Origin of the sequence: Maricaulis sp. (assembly GCF_017642925.1) — a bacterium.
Classification (GTDB): domain Bacteria; phylum Pseudomonadota; class Alphaproteobacteria; order Caulobacterales; family Maricaulaceae; genus Maricaulis.
The window spans coordinates 70103-85925 of the sequence record NZ_JAEPOL010000001.1 but is presented as its reverse complement, the minus strand read 5'-3'; the positions used below and the strand labels follow the sequence as shown (position 1 = coordinate 85925).

The window sequence follows — 15823 nt, the reverse complement described above, 5'->3', positions numbered from 1 at the left end:
CCGGCGGCGCACAGCGCATTCCGGGGCCTGCCGTCGGTTCCGTGAAGCGATAATCGCAGGCAGATTCCAGGCCCCGGAACGGGGTCCGGGGGAAGCGGTGCGTGGCGTCAACGCGCTTGCCAGCGCGGCCGGCCGCGTTATCCTGCAGAAATTGCTGCGACTTGCGAGCATAGAGACAGACGGCGGGAGTGCGCTGGGGGGCTGGAAATGGCCCGCACGGGCTCCTTGGGAAGGGCCCCTTCCGTGAGGGAGGGTCTTCCGTGCAGGCCCACCCCCGCCGTCTGCTTCGCCGGTATGAGGGACGGCGAAGTTTCGTGTTCTGCCAGGAACGCCCGCGCCTATTCGGCGGCGTCGCGCCCGTCTTCATCCTCGTCATCATCGAAGCTCAGCAGGTCGCCCGGCTGGCAGTCGAGTTCGCGGCACAGCGCCTCCAGCGTGGAGAAGCGCACGGCCTTGGCCTTGCCCGTCTTGAGGATGGACAGGTTGGCCATGGTGATGCCGACACGGTCGCACAATTCGGTCAGCGACATGCGGCGCTCGAGGAGCATACGGTCCAGGGTGACGCGAATGGGCATGAAAGGCGCCTCCCTAAATCGTGAGTTTCTGTTCTTGGCGCATTTTCGCACCTTCGCGGAAGATCTCCGCGAGTACCAGCAGCGCTGCCACCGCAAACCAGGCGCCCAGGTCGATATTCGCCGTCGCCGTGAGTTCCAGACCGCCCAGAACGGGCTGGTCCATGATGGTCAGCAGCATCGCAACGGCCCCCTGCGTGACGTGACGCAGAACCTGGTAGCCGGCGATGGCGATCGCAATGACCCGCAGGTGTCCGGCATTTTCCGGCACAAAGGGGTCCCCCGCGATCAGGGTCGAGGAAATGCGGCGCAGCCGGTCGATCACGATCATGAAGGCGATAATCTCGGTGACCAGCAGCGGGAAAAGCCATCCGTGTTCGCGGATCGACTGGAAAAGCTCTGTTACAACACCCGGCGAATAGCCGAGGAAATCCATGACGAGCGTGGCAGCGGCTGCCAGAAGGACCAGCGCGGCGAAACTCAGCAGGACCCAGCCCAGATACCAGACGACATCCAGGATGATCTTCACAATGGATGCGAGCGATCCTTGGCCCAGTGTTTTCATGCCCGCCCCTTCCCATAGGCAATGCGGCTTGCGAATGAGGCCTGTGAGCGGCGCGTCCGCCCGTCAGGCCTCACCCGTCAGTAGCAATCATGCAGCAACCGGTGCAATCGCGTAGAACGCGCCGGCGGCAACCGAGATCAGCAGCATGGCATTGACCGCGATGGACGCGACGACCTGCATGCTCGAATTTCCGGACCTGACCATTTGACTGTTTCCTTTCTGCTTTAATCTGACCAATTACCGTTGTCATTCGTGGTACGCGGGACGGTGTCTCCCGTCCTTGTTGTTTATCGATAAACGAGAGGCGGCGGGTGCGCAAGCGAAAAATATCGTTTTTCGATATGAATTTTTCGAAAGGCGATAAAAGAGGACCGGAATAATGGTGATTTCAGACGGTGAAACCTGGGTTCTCGCAAGCCATAATGCGGGCAAGATCAAGGAGTTGCGGGACATTCTCCTACCCCGCGGGATCGCCCTGAAAAGCGCTGCCGAACTCGAGCTTCCTGAACCCGAAGAAACCGAGCCGACATTCGAGGGTAATGCTGCGCTGAAAGCGCGTGCCGCGTGCGAGGCGACGGGGCTTGTCTGCCTGGCGGACGATTCCGGACTGGCCGTCGATGCGCTGGACGGAGCGCCCGGCATCTATTCGGCCCGCTGGGCCGGCGAGCCCCGCGATTTCGGCCGGGCCATGCAGCGGGTCCATGACGAACTGGGCGAGGCGGCGGACCGTACGGCGCGCTTTGTCAGCGTGATTGCCCTCGCCCGGCCTGACGGATCGATCAGCCATTATCGCGGTGAGGTGGCTGGAACCATCGTCTGGCCGCCGCGCGGCACGGGCGGTTTCGGCTATGACCCGGTCTTCTGCCCGGCGGGCGAGAGCCGCACCTTCGGCGAGATGGCGCCGGAGGAAAAACGCGAACTCAGCCATCGCGCCCGCGCCCTGGCCGCGATGATCGCAGCGGAATTCGGATCGTGAGTGACGGGCCGGCCTCCGGCCTCGGCAATGCGCTGGGGCTGTATGTGCACTGGCCCTATTGTGCCCGTATCTGTCCCTATTGCGACTTCAACGTCTACCGGCCGAAGGGCGATGACGAGGCGCTTCTGGCGGCCATGCTGGCCGATATGGCGCACTGGCGCACCCGCACCGGCGCCCGGCCGCTCGCCAGCCTGCATTTCGGCGGCGGCACGCCATCCCTGATGACCCCGCAGCAGCTCGCCGCCGTGATCGGTGAGGCAGAGCGTCTGTGGGGCTTCGCCGGCGGCGCGGAAATCGGTCTGGAAGCCAATCCCAAGGATATCGACGGATTTTCCGGCTTGGCCTCGGCGGGCATCAACCGGCTGTCGCTGGGCGTGCAGAGCTTTGACGATCAGGCACTGGTCTCGCTCGGCCGGGACCATGACGCCTCACTGGCGCGCCGGGCGATCGACGCCGCCCAGCGCGATTTCGCCCGTGTCTCGCTCGACATGATCTATGCCCGCGCCGGCCAGACGGCGGATGACTGGGCAGCCGAGCTCGGCGAGGCGCTGGCCAGCGGTGTCGGGCATATCTCGCCCTACCAGCTGACCATCGAGCCGGGTACGGCCTTCGGAAAGCGCGCCGGCCGCGGCGAACAGCTGGACGCGCCGCCGGACTTTGCCGCCGACCTCTACGAACTGACCGAAAGCCTGTGCGCGGACGCCGGGTTTGAAGGCTATGAAATCTCCAATCATGCCCGCAGCCGCGCCGACCAGTCGGTTCACAACCGGCTCTACTGGGAGGGCGGCGACTGGATCGGTATCGGCCCGGGGGCCCATGGCCGTATCGGACGCGCCAGCGCGGGCGGGCGAGCGGCGACAGAAGCGGCCCGGCGCCCGGCCGATTATATCCGCCGTGTCGCAGGGACCGGCAGCGGCATTGCGGGCGAGGAAGCGCTTGCGGTCGCGGACGAGATCGCCGAACGCATCCTGATGGGGATGCGCCTGGCAGACGGGCTGGACATCCACCATCTGCACGCCACTACCGGCGGCGGGGTCAACCCGGACGGTCTGGCGCGCATGGTGCGCCAGGGCATGGTGGAACAGGCCGGTTCGCGGATACGCCTGACCGCCGCCGGCCGTCTTCTGGCCGACAGGGTTTCCGGCGAACTCGTACCCTAGAAGGCCTGCGGTTCGAAGCTCAGGGGTGCGGGTTCGATCTCGCGCAGACCGCGCGGGCGGATCTCGAAGATCGCCAGACCGCGCTCGATCATCCCGTCAGAGCGGAAACGGAACAGACCGTCTGCCCCCATGAAGCCCTGCTCTTCCTCGATCGCCGCGCGCGAGAAGCCGCGCTCGCCGCCATCGAGGTGTGCGGCCAGGGCCATCGCGTCATAGGCCAGGCTGGCGATGCGCGAGGGCGGACTGTCATAGGCGTCGCGATAGGCCGTCTCGAAGCGCTCGCGGGCGGCCTGGTCGGGGCCGGCAAACCAGCCGCCATGCAGCGCCGGTTCGCGCAGCAGTTCCGGATCGTTCCACAGGCCGGTGCCCAGGAAGCGCACGACCAGCGGGTCGACATTCTGCGAGACCAGCAGCGGGCCCAGGGCGCGCAGGCGCGTGCTGCCCTCGGGCAGGATCACGGCCTGGAAAGCGGCATCGGGATCCGGCACCCATTCCTGGCGTTGCAGCTCGAGTGCTTCTTCCGGAGTGAGCGGTTCGAAGACACCGCTGGCCAGGCGCGCCGACGCGCGCGCCATGGCTTCGACATCGCCGGTATAGAAGGAATCCGCGGCGACATAGCCGCCATTCAGCCCGGCACTGTTCTGCAGGGCATCATAGACCGCCATGCCATAACGGTCCTGCGGACCCAGATAGGCAAAACGTTCAACGCCCTGGCGGGCGGCGTATTCGACAATTCGTTCGACCTCGATCTCCGGCGGGAAGCTCATCAGATAGACGCCATCGCCCGCCACCGTCGTGTCCGTGGTGAAGGCGATGACCGGAATATTGGCCTGGCGGGCAATCGAGGCGGCACCGGAAACAGCCGGGCCGAACAGCGGGCCGATAATCATGTCGGCACCGTCGCCGGCGGCCGCCATGGCGGCGGCGCGGGCGCCCTCGGGCGTGCCCTGGGTATCCTTGGGAATCATCAGGAGATTGCCACTGCCGCGCTCGAACAGCGCCAGTTCTGCGGCGCGCAAGAGGCGCAGGGCCTCGGTGCGGGCGCCGGCATTCTCGGCCGAGAAGGGCAGCAGGATGGCGACGCGAACGAGATCGCGATCGGCCATGTGCGGCGGGATAAGCCCGGTGCGCACTTCCGGCTCGGGTTCAGGCTCCGGCTTGGGCTCCGGTTCCGGCTGGGTGACGGGCGGTTGCTGGACCGGCGGCGGGGGCGGCGGCGTGGTGCTGCAGGCCGCTGCGGCGAAGCCGACAAGGCCGATGACAGCGAAGGCGCGCAAGCCCGCGCTTTGTGTCATGCTGGAAAGACAGGAATGAAAACGCGAAAAAATGACGGACGGCATGAGCGGACTACCCGATGAAATTTCTCGCGAAGCTATCTGGCCGGGTGGAAAGGGGCAAGCACTGGAGCCCGGTCTCTACCTGGTTTCCACCCCGATCGGGAATCTGCGCGACATCACCCTGCGCGCCCTCGACGTGCTCGCTGCTGCCGATAGCGTTCTGGCCGAGGACACCCGCGTCTCCCGCCGCTTGCTCGACGCCTACGGTATCCGGGCCGAACTGCAGCCCTATCACGACCATAATGGCGAGAAGGTCCGGCCGCACATCCTGGCTGCGCTGGAGGCGGGAAAGCGGATCGCGCTGGTCTCCGATGCCGGCACGCCCCTCGTCTCCGATCCCGGCTTCAAGCTGGCGCGCGAGGTTATTGCGGCCGGCCACAAAGTGATCGCGATCCCCGGCGCGTCTGCCGTTCTGGCGGCGCTGACCATTGCCGGCCTGCCGACCGACTGTTTCACCTTTGCCGGTTTTCCGCCGCCCAAGACCGGAGCCCGCGAGACCTGGCTGGCGGAAATGGGCCGGTCGCCGGGCAGTCTGGTTGTCTATGAAGGCGCTTCCCGCCTGCCGGCCTCCCTGGCGAGCATGGCAAAAGTGCTGGGTGACCGGCCGGCGGCCGTCTGCCGCGAACTGACCAAGCTGCATGAGGAAGCCCGCCGCGGCACGCTCGCCGGACTGGCGGAACACTATGCCGAGGCCGGTCCGCCGCGCGGCGAGGTGGTGATCGTGATCGGCCCGCCCAGCGAGACCGGCTGGGACGAGGCGCGCATCGATGCGGCGCTGAAACGCGTGCTCGCGGAGATGCGGGTCAAGGATGCCGCGGCCGAGATCGCCGCCCAGTCCGGCTGGGCCAAACGCGATGTCTATGCCCGCGCCCTGGCGCTGCGGGACAAGGGGTGAGCCGGGCCCGGCAGGCAGCGGAGGCTCGCGGCCGCTGGGCGGAATGGCTGGCCATGGCCTGGCTGGCGGCAAAAGGCTATCGCCTGCTCGACCGCCGCGCCCGTACGCCGGCCGGCGAGGTCGATCTTGTCGCCTGCCGCGGCGAGTACATCACCTTCATCGAGGTCAAGCTGCGCCCGTCGGTCGCCGAGGCGCGCGACTCCGTCGGTCCGCGCCAGCGCCAGCGCATCGAACGGGCCGCCAGCCTGTGGCTCGCCCGGCACGATGCGCGCTTCCGGCGGCTGTTCGTGCGGTACGATCTGTTTCTGGTCGCGCCGGGGCGGCTTCCGGTGCATCATCGTGCGGCCTGGGTCCCCGGCGATGGCGCGGTCAGCCTGATCTGACGCTTCTCTGCACATGGGCCGGGAACCGGGACGTGGTCTTGCGCGTCCCATCGCGTAGAGTGAACCGCACGATTCGACTGGAGAGCGTCCCCATGTTCCGCATTCTGGCCCTGCCTGCCCTCGCCCTGCTGACCGCCTGTTCAACGGTGCAGGAAGAGCGCTCCATCGGCCGCCAGCTGGACGACACGAATGCCTCCGTCTCGATCAAGGCGGCGATGCTGCGCACCGAGGGCTATGCACTCGATGGCGTCGATGTGGAGGTCACCGAGGGGATTGCCCTTCTGACCGGCGCCGTGCCGCGCGAGGCCGACAGGCGCATGGCGGAATGCCTGGCCTGGTCGTCGGTCGCTGTGCGCAATGTGGCCAACGAGCTGGAGGTCGGTCCGGGCGACGGTTTCCGCAACCGGGTCCGCGACGGCCAGATCACGGCGCGGGTGAATGCGCGCCTGGCCGCCGACCGCAACATCCGCTCGATCAATTTCAATGTCGAGACCCGCGCCGGCCATGTCTACCTGCTCGGCGTTGCCCGCAACCGGGCCGAGCTCGAGCGCGCGTCCAGCCATGCCTCGCTGGTCGAGGGGGTGGAAGAAGTGATCACCTATGTGCGCATCGATGGTGTGCCCACCGATCTGCCTGCCCGCGGCGAGCGCCGCGCGGAAGTGTGTGAGGGGGAAGCCCGCCCGGCTCTTGATCCGGCGGCGGAAACCCCTAACTCCGGTCCGCAATTGCTGGGCGCCCCGGAGACACGTTGATGACCATGCGCGTTGCGGTCCAGATGGACCCGATCGAGACGGTGAATGTGGATGCAGACACCACGTTCGCCCTGATGGAAGAAGCCCAGGCCCGTGGTGCCGAGCTCTTCGTCTACCATCCCGACCAGCTTGTCTGGCTGCAGGGCCGTGTGCTGGCACGGGCGCGTCCGGTGACCGTACGGCACGAGCAGGGCAATCATGCCGATCTTGGCGAACCCGTCATGCTGGACCTGGCCGAGGATGTCGATGTCGTCCTGATGCGCCAGGATCCGCCCTTCGACATGGCCTACCAGACCGCCGCCCACATCCTGGAATTCCTCAAGGGGCGGACCCTGGTGCTGAACGACCCGGCCTGGGTGCGCTCCAGCCCGGAAAAGATCATGCCGCTGCTGTTTCCGGACCTGATCCCGCCGACGCTGATCTCGCGCGATATCGGCGCGCTGCGGGCCTTCCGCGACACCCATTCCGACATCATCATCAAGCCGCTCTACGGCAATGGCGGCGCCGGCGTGTTCCGGCTGCGCCCCGGCGACGGCAATTTCTCCTCGCTGCTGGAAATGTTCTTTGCCCAGTCGCGTGAACCCGTTGTCGCCCAAGCCTTCCTGCCGGCCGTCGAGAAGGGCGACAAGCGCGTCCTTCTCATCGATGGCGAGCCCGTGGGCGCGATCAATCGCGTGCCGCAGAAGGGCGAGACCCGTTCGAACATGCATGTCGGCGGTGTGGCTGAGGCTTCCGAACTCGATGATGCCGACCGTGCGATCTGTGCCGCGATTGGCCCGGTCCTGCGCGAGCGGGACCTGGTCCTGGTCGGGATCGATGTGATCGGCGGGCGGATGACGGAGATCAACGTCACCTCGCCGACCGGCGTACAGGAGCTCAAGCGTTTCTCCGGCATCGATACCTGCGCCATTTTCTGGGACTGCGTCGAAAAACGGCTGGCCATCTATAATACACGCTTGACGTGTTGATTGTCTTCGTTCACTCTGTGTTCCTGTTTTGATCCGGGTGTGGACAGGGTCTGTGGAAAACCCTGTCATGATGGGCCTTTAGAACGGTCGCTGTGCGATCGTGGCAGAAAGGCCCGGTGAGCGGCATTGTGCGACACATGCGGCTGCTCGTCGATTCTATTTCCCGGTACGTCAGGGAGAAAGCATGGCAGCGCGAACGACATCGGTGGCGTTCGACGGGGCTGAAGCGGGCCTGGTTGACGTACAAGTCCAGGTAGCGGGCGGTCAGCAACCGATCTTTTCCGTCGTCGGTCTGGGCGACAAGGCGGTCACGGAAAGCCGCGAGCGGGTGCGTGCGGCATTTGCGGCGCTGGGCCTGTCGCTGCCGTCCAAGCGGTTGATCGTCAATCTCGCGCCGGCCGACCGCCCCAAGGAAGGGGCGCATTTCGACCTGCCGATCGCCGTCAGCGTGCTCGCGGAAATGGGCATACTGCCCAAGGATGCTGTCGAGGGGCATCTGGTGTTCGGCGAGCTGGGAGCCGATGCGCGAATCCGCTCGGCGCCGGGGGCGCTGCCGGCCGCCGTTGCTGCCAACGCGGCCGGCCTGTCGCTGATCTGTCCGGACGCCTGCGGTGCCGAAGCGGCCTGGGCCGGGGGCGATCTGGCCATCCTGGCACCGGCGACGCTGATCCAGCTGATCAATCACTTCAAGGGCACCCAGGTGCTTGCCCGTCCGGTGCCGGGCGAATTGCTCGATGCCGGCACGGGGCCGGACCTCGCCCAGGTCCGCGGTCAGGAAGCGGCCAAGCGCGCGCTGGAGATCGCTGCCGCCGGTCACCACAATCTCCTGATGGTGGGGCCGCCCGGTTCCGGCAAGTCGATGATGGCCGAGCGCCTGCCGGGCCTCCTACCAGCGCTGGCGCCGGAAGAATTGCTCGACGTCTCGATGATCCACTCGGTTGCGGGCCTGCTCGAGCGCGGGCGCCTGACACGCACCCGTCCCTTCCGCTCGCCGCATCATTCCGCTTCGATGGCGGCGATGGTCGGCGGGGGCATGCGCGCCCGGCCGGGCGAGGCTTCGCTCGCCCATCGCGGCGTGCTGTTTCTCGACGAACTGCCGGAATTTCATCCCCAGGTGCTAGACAGTCTACGCCAGCCACTGGAAACCGGCTCGATCACCGTCGCCCGAGCCAATGCCCATATCGCCTATCCGGCGCGTTTTCAGCTCGTCGCTGCCATGAATCCCTGCCGCTGTGGCGGTGGCGGGGATGGCGGGCAGGGCTGCCGCCGCGGTCCGCGCTGCGCGCGTGATTATCAGGCCCGCATCTCCGGTCCGATGCTCGACCGGATCGACCTCCAGATCCACGTCCCGGCCGTCACGCCGGCCGATCTGGCCCTCCCGCCGCCGGCCGAAGGCACCGCCGAAGCTGCCCGGCGTGTCGCCCGGGCTCGCGAGATCCAGGCGGCGCGCGGCTATCTCAACGCCCATCTGCCAACCGATATTCTCGACCATGTCGCAACGCCGGACCGGCCGGGCGAGGCTCTGCTCAACGAGGCGGCGACGGCGCACAATCTCACCGCCCGCTCCTATCACCGCGTCTTGCGCGTCGCCCGGACCATTGCCGATCTGGAAGGCCAGGAGGGCGTACGCCGCATCCATATTGCCGAAGCGCTGGCCTGCCGGCGCGGCCTGTTCGAGGCGACGCAGATGTCATCCGGTGCGGTACTGGCGGCGCAATAGGAGGCATGCCCGTGCAGGGCCCTGCGGTGCGTCCGCTGGCCGGTCTGGGACAGAGCCGTGAATAGGACATCAAAACCGGGCTCCGGAGGCCCGGGCGCGATCCGGCGCGGCGCAACCTCCTGCCGCTGCCGGGTTGCGCCCGGCGTTGCGCTGCGCCAGGCCTTGTGGTGTGCGCGGAGGGGCGGTCACGACGCTTCGTTAACCGTCCCCTGCTAGACAGGACGGCATGAAACGGGACGGCAAAGACGGATCCTCCGGGCCTCCCCCTGGCGCGCCGCGGGACGGTTCCCGCACCGGCACGGCGGGCGAGAGCGACAGGCAGGGCTATGCAGACCGGCGCGCGGACGCCGGGGCTGAGAAAGCGTCTGCGCCAAACCCCATGCGCCGCCGTGCGCAAATCATCCGCCCGACAGGTTCCGCGGCACGGCAGGCAGCCCGTCAAAGCGATGCCGGTCAAAGCGATCCCGGTCGCGGTGAGCCCGGTCGCAGTGACGCCTTACGCGGCGATGCCGATTGCAACAATGCCGGGCACGGTAACACGGCCCCCAGCGACGCAGGCGCCAATGACCAAGGTCCTATTGACACGGAACAGCGTGACGGGAACACAAGCCCGGACCAGGCGCCGGGTCGCGTCGCAGACCCGGACAGCGGATCGATCACGCGTCTCCCCGGTCGCGGCGCCGGCCATGCCGCTCCTGCCAGAGAGCCCGGACCACGCCGGCTGCAGGCCGAGCCCTCGCTCGACACTGTGCTTCTCACAGCGCTCGATGCGGCGGGTGAGCTGATGCTGGTGCGCAGCCATAGCGGCCGCGTGCTCTACGTCAATGCCGCCTTTCTCGCGGCATTCGGCGGCGAGCGGACCGACTGGGTCGGACGCTGGTTCTCCGTGGCGCCGCCGGTATCGACCGCCGATCAGCGACGTTACGAAATGCTGATGCGCACGCGCTCCGGTCCGGTCTGGATCGAATGGGACGAGCGCCTCCTGCCTGACGATGGCGGCGTGATCTCCGTCGGGCGCGACGTCACCCGCCGCCGTGAGGCGCATGACGATCTGGAAGCGTCGCAGCGCGCCAAATCCCTGTTCTTCGCCGCTGTCACCCATGAGCTGCGCACGCCGCTGGCCGGCGCGCTGGGGGTTGCCCGCCTGCTGGAAGCCACACCATTGCGTCCGGACCAGGCCGACTATGTCCGCTCGATCGCCACATCGGCCGATCATGCGCTGGCGATGGTGGACGATATTCTCGACCTGTCGCGTCTGGAGGCCGGCAAGCTCGATCTGCGTCCCGAACCGGTCGATGTCGCCGAACTGGTGCGCGAAACCGTCGAGCTCGCGGCGCCGCGGGCCCGCGAGAAAGGGCTCGAAATCGGGGTCGTGCAGGCCGCCGGTGCCCCGGTGCGTGTCATCGGCGACGCCGCGCGCCTGCGCCAGATCCTGTTCAACCTGATCGGCAATGCGGTGAAATTCACGCGGTCCGGCGGTGTGCGGGTCGACATCACCGGCACACCCGGCGCCGATGGCGCGGTGCGTCTGGCGCTCTCGGTCAGCGATACCGGGCCGGGCATTGCCGAGGCCGACCAGCAGACCCTGTTCGAGCATTTCGAGCGCGGTGCTGCGGAACGTGACGGTGCCGAGGGCGGCGCCGGCCTGGGTCTCGCCATGGTGCGCCGGCTTGTGGAAGCCATGGACAGCACGATGGGCCTGGAAAGCCGGCTGGGCGAAGGCGCGAAATTCTGGGTCGTGTTCGACCTGCCCGTCGAGGCGGTGATGGATGCACGGCCGCTGACGGGATACCGGGTCGCGGTCGCTGCGCCCAATACCATTCTGCGCACGAGCCTGTGCGACCAGCTGCAGGCACTCGGGGCCGACGCCCTGGCAATCGACTCGCCCGACGCGCTCGCCGCGGAGGCCGATGGCCGGGAACTTCTCGTCGATCCGGTCTGGGCGGCGGCCGCTGCCGAAACGGGCGTCGTGCGGACCTGGCACCTGGTCGGGCCGGACCAGAAGGCGGCGGTCATCGAAACCGCAGGGCCCGGCCAGGGCTGGTTCGTCAAACCGGTCCGCTCCGCAACCCTGGTCGACCGGCTGACCGGCCGTGAAGACGGGCCGGACGCCGAAGCGCCGCGACGGCCGTCCGTACAGCCCGATGTTTCCGGCCTCAGCCTGCTGGTCGCGGAGGACGATCCGGTCAACGCTCTCATTGCCCGCAAATGCCTGGAGAGCCTGGGCATTGCCGTCACGCTCGTGACCGATGGTGAAGCCGCCAGCGAAGCGCTGGCGGTGCAGGAATTCGACGCCGCCCTGCTCGATCAGCGCATGCCCAAGCGCGACGGGCCGGATGTCGCCCGCAAGGCGCGCGAAGCCGGACTGACCCTGCCGCTGATCGCACTGACGGCCAATGCCTCGGAAAGCGACCGCAAGCTGTGCCTGGGCGCCGGGATGGACGAATTCCTCTCCAAACCCCTCGATCCCGACCGTCTGACCTCTGTTCTCGTTAACTTGTGCGGACGGAAAAAGCGCGCCAGCATGGGCTGATCTCAACCCCGCTGGAGTTTCAGGGACATGGCCGACAGCAATGCGGAGATCGGTGCGGCCGGCCGCACCACCTGGCTCAAGACGCTCACCGTCTATTTCACCCCGGTCATGCTCTCCATGCTGATCCTGGGCTTCGCCTCGGGCCTGCCGCTCTACATGGTGTTTCAGAAACTGTCCTACTGGCTGCGCGACGCCGGTATCGAGCGCTCGACGATCGGCTTTTTCTACTTCGTCACCCTGTCCTATTCTCTGAAATGGCTCTGGGCGCCGGTCGTCGACCGGGTGAAATTGCCGGGGTTGCACAAGCTTCTGGGCGCCCGGCGGTCCTGGATCGTGACGGCGATTGCCGGCACGGTGGTTGCGCTGGCGATGCTCTCCACGAACGACCCGACCGGAGCAAATTATCTGGAGGGCACGGACGGCGAGCGCCTGGCGCAGATCAGCGCCGGCGAATATGCGGTCCTTACGGACTCGCTGGCTTTCGCCGAGGAAGAGGACCTCCTGACCGAGAGCGACGCGGCCCTCCTGACGGCTGGCTACACCCGCGAAACCGACGTCGACGGTACCGAGACGGTACTGCTCCCGGCCGACGACTACCGCCGCCTGCTCGAAATCGTCCGTGAGGATGAGCATTTCGAAGCCCTGTCGGACTATCGCAGTTTCACCATTCTGTTCCCCATTATGATCGCGGCGCTGTTGCTGGCCTATTCCGGCGCGACGCTTGATGTCGCGATTGACGCCTGGCGGATCGAGTCGGCGCCCAACGACCTCCAGGCCAACATGGCGGCGGCCTATTCCTTCGGCTACCGCATCGCCTATCTCACCTCCAGCCTGGGTCTGGCGATATCGGAATGGGTCAATTGGCACGCCTCCTTCCTGGTCATGGCCACGGCGATGGCGATCACGGCAGCGCTGGTCTTTTTCATGAAGGAACCCAAGGCCGGGACCGGCCGCCGTGAGTTGGAAGGCTCCTTGGGAATGAAAGTTGTCCGCGCCGTCTGGCAGCCCTTCAAGGACTTCTTCGAGCGGCTCGGCTGGTGGATCATTGCCGTCGTCGCGCTGATTTCGCTCTACCGCATCAGTGACTTCACCATGGGCGTAATGGCGTCGCCACTCTATTCGGACCTAGGCTTCGACCGCGCCGTCGTCGGTGCCGTCCAGGGCGGGCCGGGGCTGATATCCACCTTTGTCGGACTGTTTATCGGTGGTGTCGTAGCCTATCGCATCGGAATGATGCGGGCCCTGGTGGTGGGCCTTTTGATTACCCTGATCACAAATGGTGCATTTGCCTGGCTGGCAGCGACCGCCCAGCCCGAGGACGCTTGGAAGCTCACCGTGGCCATTGTGGGTGACAACCTTGCCGGTGGCTTTGTCACGACGGTCTTCATCGCCTATCTGTCCAGCCTGGTCGATCCCGCCAGTGCCGCGACCCAGTATGCCTGGGTCAGCTCCTTCTATGCCCTGTTCGCGAAATTCCTGTCGGGCTTCTCCGGCGTCCTAGCCGACGCCGTGGGCTGGGTGATGTTCTTCGTTCTAACCGCGGCCTGGACCATTCCCGCCGGCATCTTGTTGGCAGTGATCTTGCTCTTCGGCCCGAAAGCGGCCCGCGGCGAATACAAATTCGCCGAGCGCGAGACCGTCGAAGACAGCTGATCCCTACTCCGCCAGCGTGCTGTCCACCTCATGCTTTTCCGGGTCGTATGCAGCCAGCGCCGCCAGCGTGGTGATCTCGCTGACCGAGGCGCCGAGGCGGGCGATCTGCACGGGTTTTTCGACACCGACCAGCATCGGGCCGATCACGGTCGCCCCGCCGGCCACGCGCAGCAGCTTGGTGGCGATGGAGGCGGCGTGGATCGCCGGCATGACCAGCACATTGGCCGGACCCTTCAGGCGCGAGAAGGGGTAGAGGAAGCGGTGTGACGGGTCGAGCGCCACATCGACATTCATCTCGCCCTCGTATTCGAAGTTCACGCCGCGCTCGTCGAGCAGGCGCACGGCTTCCTGCAGCTTGTCGGAGCGCTGGCCCTGCGGATTGCCGAAGGTGGAGTAGGACAGGAAGGCGACGCGCGGCGTGAAGCCGAAACCCTTGGCCGCCGCCGCGGTCTCCGTGGCGATATCGGCCAGCGCCTCGCTGTCGGGAAACTCGGCGATATTGGTGTCGGCGATGAACAGCGTGCGCCCTTTTGCCAGGGCGATCGACATGCCCATCACGCGCTGGCCCGGCGCCGGGTCGAGCACGAGGCCGACATCGCTCAGCGCGGCGGCATAGGAACGGGTCGTGCCCGTCACCATGCCGTCGGCATCGCCCAGCTTCACCATGCAGGCGGAGAAGACGTTGCGGTCGTTGTTGACCAGACGCTGCACGTCGCGGCGCAGATAGCCCTTGCGCTGCAGACGCTCATACAGGAAATCCGCATAATCGGCATTGCGGTCGGACAGGCGGGCGTTGACGATCTCGATCGCGTCTTCCGGCACGCCGACCTGGCGCATGTTGGCGCGCGTGATCTCTTCGCGGCCGACCAGGATCGCCTTGCCCAGCTCCTGGTTCTGGAAGGCATAGGCGGCGCGGATCACCGACGGCTCCTCGCCCTCGGCAAAGACGATGCGGCGGCCATGCCCCATCACCGCGCCCTGGATGCGTTGCAGCAGGGCGGCGGTCGGGTCGAGACGCCGGGCCAGCGAGGCCCGGTAGGCGGTCATGTCGGCGATCGGCTTGCGTGCGACGCCGGTATCCATCGCAGCCTGGGCGACATAGGGCGGCACATAGTGGATGAGCCGCGGATCGAAGGGTGAGGGGATGATGTAGTCGCGGCCGAATGTCGGGCGCGAGCCATGATAGGCGGCGGCCACTTCGTCCGGCACATCCTCGCGCGCCAGCGCGGCGAGGGCGCGGGCGGCGGCGATCTTCATCTCCTCATTGATCGTGCGGGCGCGCACGTCCAGCGCACCGCGGAAGATGTAAGGGAAGCCGAGGACATTGTTGACCTGGTTGGGATAGTCCGAGCGGCCGGTGGCGATGATGGCGTCGTCGCGCACGGCCCGCACGTCTTCCGGCTTGATCTCGGGATCCGGATTGGCCATCGCGAAGATGATCGGGTCCTTGGCCATCGACTTGACCATGTCCTGGGTCACCGCACCGGCGACCGACAGGCCGAGGAAGCAGTCGGCGCCGTCCAGCGCCTCGGCCAGCGAGCGGCGATCCGTGTCGGCGGCATGCGCCGCCTTCCACTGGTTCAGCCCGTCGCGCTCTGCATGGATGACACCCTTGGAATCGCACAGCAGCGCGTTCTCGTGCTTGACGCCCATGGCCTTGAGAAGTTCGAGCACGGCGATGCCGGCCGCGCCGGCGCCGTTCACCACGACTTTCAGATCGCTGATCTTGCGGCCGGTGATGTCGCAGGCATTGATGATACCGGCAACCGAGATGATCGCCGTGCCATGCTGGTCGTCATGGAAGACCGGCACGTCGAGCAGTTCGCGCAGGCGCTGTTCGATGATGAAGCTTTCCGGCGCCTTGATGTCTTCCAGATTGATGCCGCCGAACGTGTTGCCGATGCGCCGGACGCATTCGATGAAGGCGTCGGCATCGGTCTCCTCGACCTCGATGTCCATCGCGTCGATATCGGCAAAGCGCTTGAACAACACCGCCTTGCCTTCCATCACGGGCTTGGACGCCATGGCGCCCAGATCGCCCAGGCCGAGAATGGCCGTGCCGTTGGAGATCACGGCGACCATATTGCCCTTGGAGGTGAAATCGTAGACGGCGTCAGGGTTCTCCGCGATCGCCTTCACCGGCGCAGCCACGCCGGGCGAATAGGCCAGCGAGAGATCGCGCTGTGTCGCCATCGGCTTGGTCGGAGACAGGGCGAGCTTGCCGGGAACGGGCTCCTTGTGAAAGGCGAGCGCTTCTTCGTCCTCGACGTGGCTGGTTCTGTCGTTCATCCCCGTATTCCCTGCTTTAT

The 15823-nt window shown here is 66.6% G+C and carries 13 protein-coding genes; 9 read left to right on the top strand and 4 right to left on the bottom strand.

Annotated features, from left to right (window positions below; translation table 11 throughout):
• Positions 1-338: 338 nt before the first annotated feature.
• Complete coding sequence (locus JJ918_RS00400) at positions 339-575, bottom strand: helix-turn-helix transcriptional regulator (protein WP_271187999.1); 237 nt, start codon at positions 573-575, stop codon at positions 339-341.
• Between the two features lie 13 nt (positions 576-588).
• A complete protein-coding gene (locus tag JJ918_RS00395) occupies positions 589-1137 on the bottom strand; it encodes a DUF2975 domain-containing protein (RefSeq protein WP_291881837.1) in 549 nt (182 codons plus the stop codon).
• A gap of 379 nt (positions 1138-1516) precedes the next feature.
• On the opposite strand from JJ918_RS00395, the gene rdgB reads away from it, so the two are divergent.
• Positions 1517-2113 carry an RdgB/HAM1 family non-canonical purine NTP pyrophosphatase gene (gene rdgB, locus JJ918_RS00390; protein WP_291881834.1) on the top strand — a complete coding sequence of 199 codons (597 nt, stop codon included), beginning with the start codon at positions 1517-1519 and terminating at the stop codon, positions 2111-2113.
• Positions 2110-3273 (top strand): radical SAM family heme chaperone HemW, encoded by a 1164-nt coding sequence (hemW, locus tag JJ918_RS00385; RefSeq protein ID WP_291881831.1) that lies wholly within the window; start codon positions 2110-2112, stop codon positions 3271-3273. Before rdgB ends, hemW begins: the two co-directional genes overlap by 4 nt.
• Here the strand turns inward: hemW and JJ918_RS00380 are convergent.
• Positions 3270-4568, bottom strand: a complete 1299-nt coding sequence (locus tag JJ918_RS00380) for a penicillin-binding protein activator (RefSeq protein WP_291881828.1) — start codon at positions 4566-4568, stop codon at positions 3270-3272. The genes hemW and JJ918_RS00380 overlap by 4 nt on opposite strands.
• Positions 4569-4611: 43 nt before the next feature.
• Between JJ918_RS00380 and rsmI the strand changes: the two genes are divergently transcribed.
• From rsmI to JJ918_RS00345, 7 genes are all read left to right on the top strand, one after another.
• Positions 4612-5505 (top strand): 16S rRNA (cytidine(1402)-2'-O)-methyltransferase, encoded by an 894-nt coding sequence (gene rsmI / locus JJ918_RS00375; protein WP_291881826.1) that lies wholly within the window; start codon positions 4612-4614, stop codon positions 5503-5505.
• On the top strand, positions 5502-5888 hold the full coding sequence (locus tag JJ918_RS00370) for a YraN family protein (protein ID WP_291881824.1): 387 nt from the start codon (positions 5502-5504) through the stop codon (positions 5886-5888). The genes rsmI and JJ918_RS00370 overlap by 4 nt, the downstream gene beginning before the upstream one ends.
• 92 nt (positions 5889-5980) lie before the next feature.
• On the top strand, positions 5981-6640 hold the full coding sequence (locus JJ918_RS00365) for a BON domain-containing protein (RefSeq protein WP_291881822.1): 660 nt from the start codon (positions 5981-5983) through the stop codon (positions 6638-6640).
• Positions 6640-7608: a glutathione synthase gene (gene gshB / locus JJ918_RS00360; protein WP_291881819.1), complete on the top strand. Its 969-nt coding sequence runs from the start codon at positions 6640-6642 to the stop codon at positions 7606-7608. The genes JJ918_RS00365 and gshB overlap by 1 nt, the downstream gene beginning before the upstream one ends.
• A gap of 184 nt (positions 7609-7792) precedes the next feature.
• The gene (locus tag JJ918_RS00355) at positions 7793-9328 is read left to right on the top strand and encodes a YifB family Mg chelatase-like AAA ATPase (RefSeq protein WP_291881816.1); all 1536 of its coding nucleotides are present in this window, start codon (positions 7793-7795) and stop codon (positions 9326-9328) included.
• Between the two features lie 748 nt (positions 9329-10076).
• Entirely contained in the window at positions 10077-11861 is a 1785-nt protein-coding gene (locus JJ918_RS00350; RefSeq protein ID WP_291881813.1) for an ATP-binding protein, read from the top strand.
• Between the two features lie 27 nt (positions 11862-11888).
• The gene (locus tag JJ918_RS00345; protein WP_291881810.1) at positions 11889-13514 is read left to right on the top strand and encodes an MFS transporter; all 1626 of its coding nucleotides are present in this window, start codon (positions 11889-11891) and stop codon (positions 13512-13514) included.
• A 3-nt stretch (positions 13515-13517) separates the two neighbouring features.
• On the opposite strand, the gene JJ918_RS00340 is transcribed toward JJ918_RS00345, so the two are convergent.
• The gene (locus tag JJ918_RS00340; RefSeq protein WP_291881807.1) at positions 13518-15803 is read right to left on the bottom strand and encodes an NADP-dependent malic enzyme; all 2286 of its coding nucleotides are present in this window, start codon (positions 15801-15803) and stop codon (positions 13518-13520) included.
• Positions 15804-15823: the final 20 nt, after the last annotated feature.

What these genes read in the sequence shown, in the direction of transcription:
- rsmI (WP_291881826.1), top strand. Translation starts at nt 4,612, where the DNA reads ATGAGCGGACTACCCGATGAAATTTCTCGCGAAGCTATCTGGCCGGGT.
- JJ918_RS00395 (WP_291881837.1), bottom strand. Translation starts at nt 1,137, where the DNA reads ATGAAAACACTGGGCCAAGGATCGCTCGCATCCATTGTGAAGATCATC.
- gshB (WP_291881819.1), top strand. Translation starts at nt 6,640, where the DNA reads ATGACCATGCGCGTTGCGGTCCAGATGGACCCGATCGAGACGGTGAAT.
- rdgB (WP_291881834.1), top strand. Translation starts at nt 1,517, where the DNA reads ATGGTGATTTCAGACGGTGAAACCTGGGTTCTCGCAAGCCATAATGCG.
- JJ918_RS00365 (WP_291881822.1), top strand. Translation starts at nt 5,981, where the DNA reads ATGTTCCGCATTCTGGCCCTGCCTGCCCTCGCCCTGCTGACCGCCTGT.
- JJ918_RS00400 (WP_271187999.1), bottom strand. Translation starts at nt 575, where the DNA reads ATGCCCATTCGCGTCACCCTGGACCGTATGCTCCTCGAGCGCCGCATG.
- JJ918_RS00380 (WP_291881828.1), bottom strand. Translation starts at nt 4,568, where the DNA reads ATGACACAAAGCGCGGGCTTGCGCGCCTTCGCTGTCATCGGCCTTGTC.
- JJ918_RS00340 (WP_291881807.1), bottom strand. Translation starts at nt 15,803, where the DNA reads ATGAACGACAGAACCAGCCACGTCGAGGACGAAGAAGCGCTCGCCTTT.
- JJ918_RS00355 (WP_291881816.1), top strand. Translation starts at nt 7,793, where the DNA reads ATGGCAGCGCGAACGACATCGGTGGCGTTCGACGGGGCTGAAGCGGGC.
- JJ918_RS00345 (WP_291881810.1), top strand. Translation starts at nt 11,889, where the DNA reads ATGGCCGACAGCAATGCGGAGATCGGTGCGGCCGGCCGCACCACCTGG.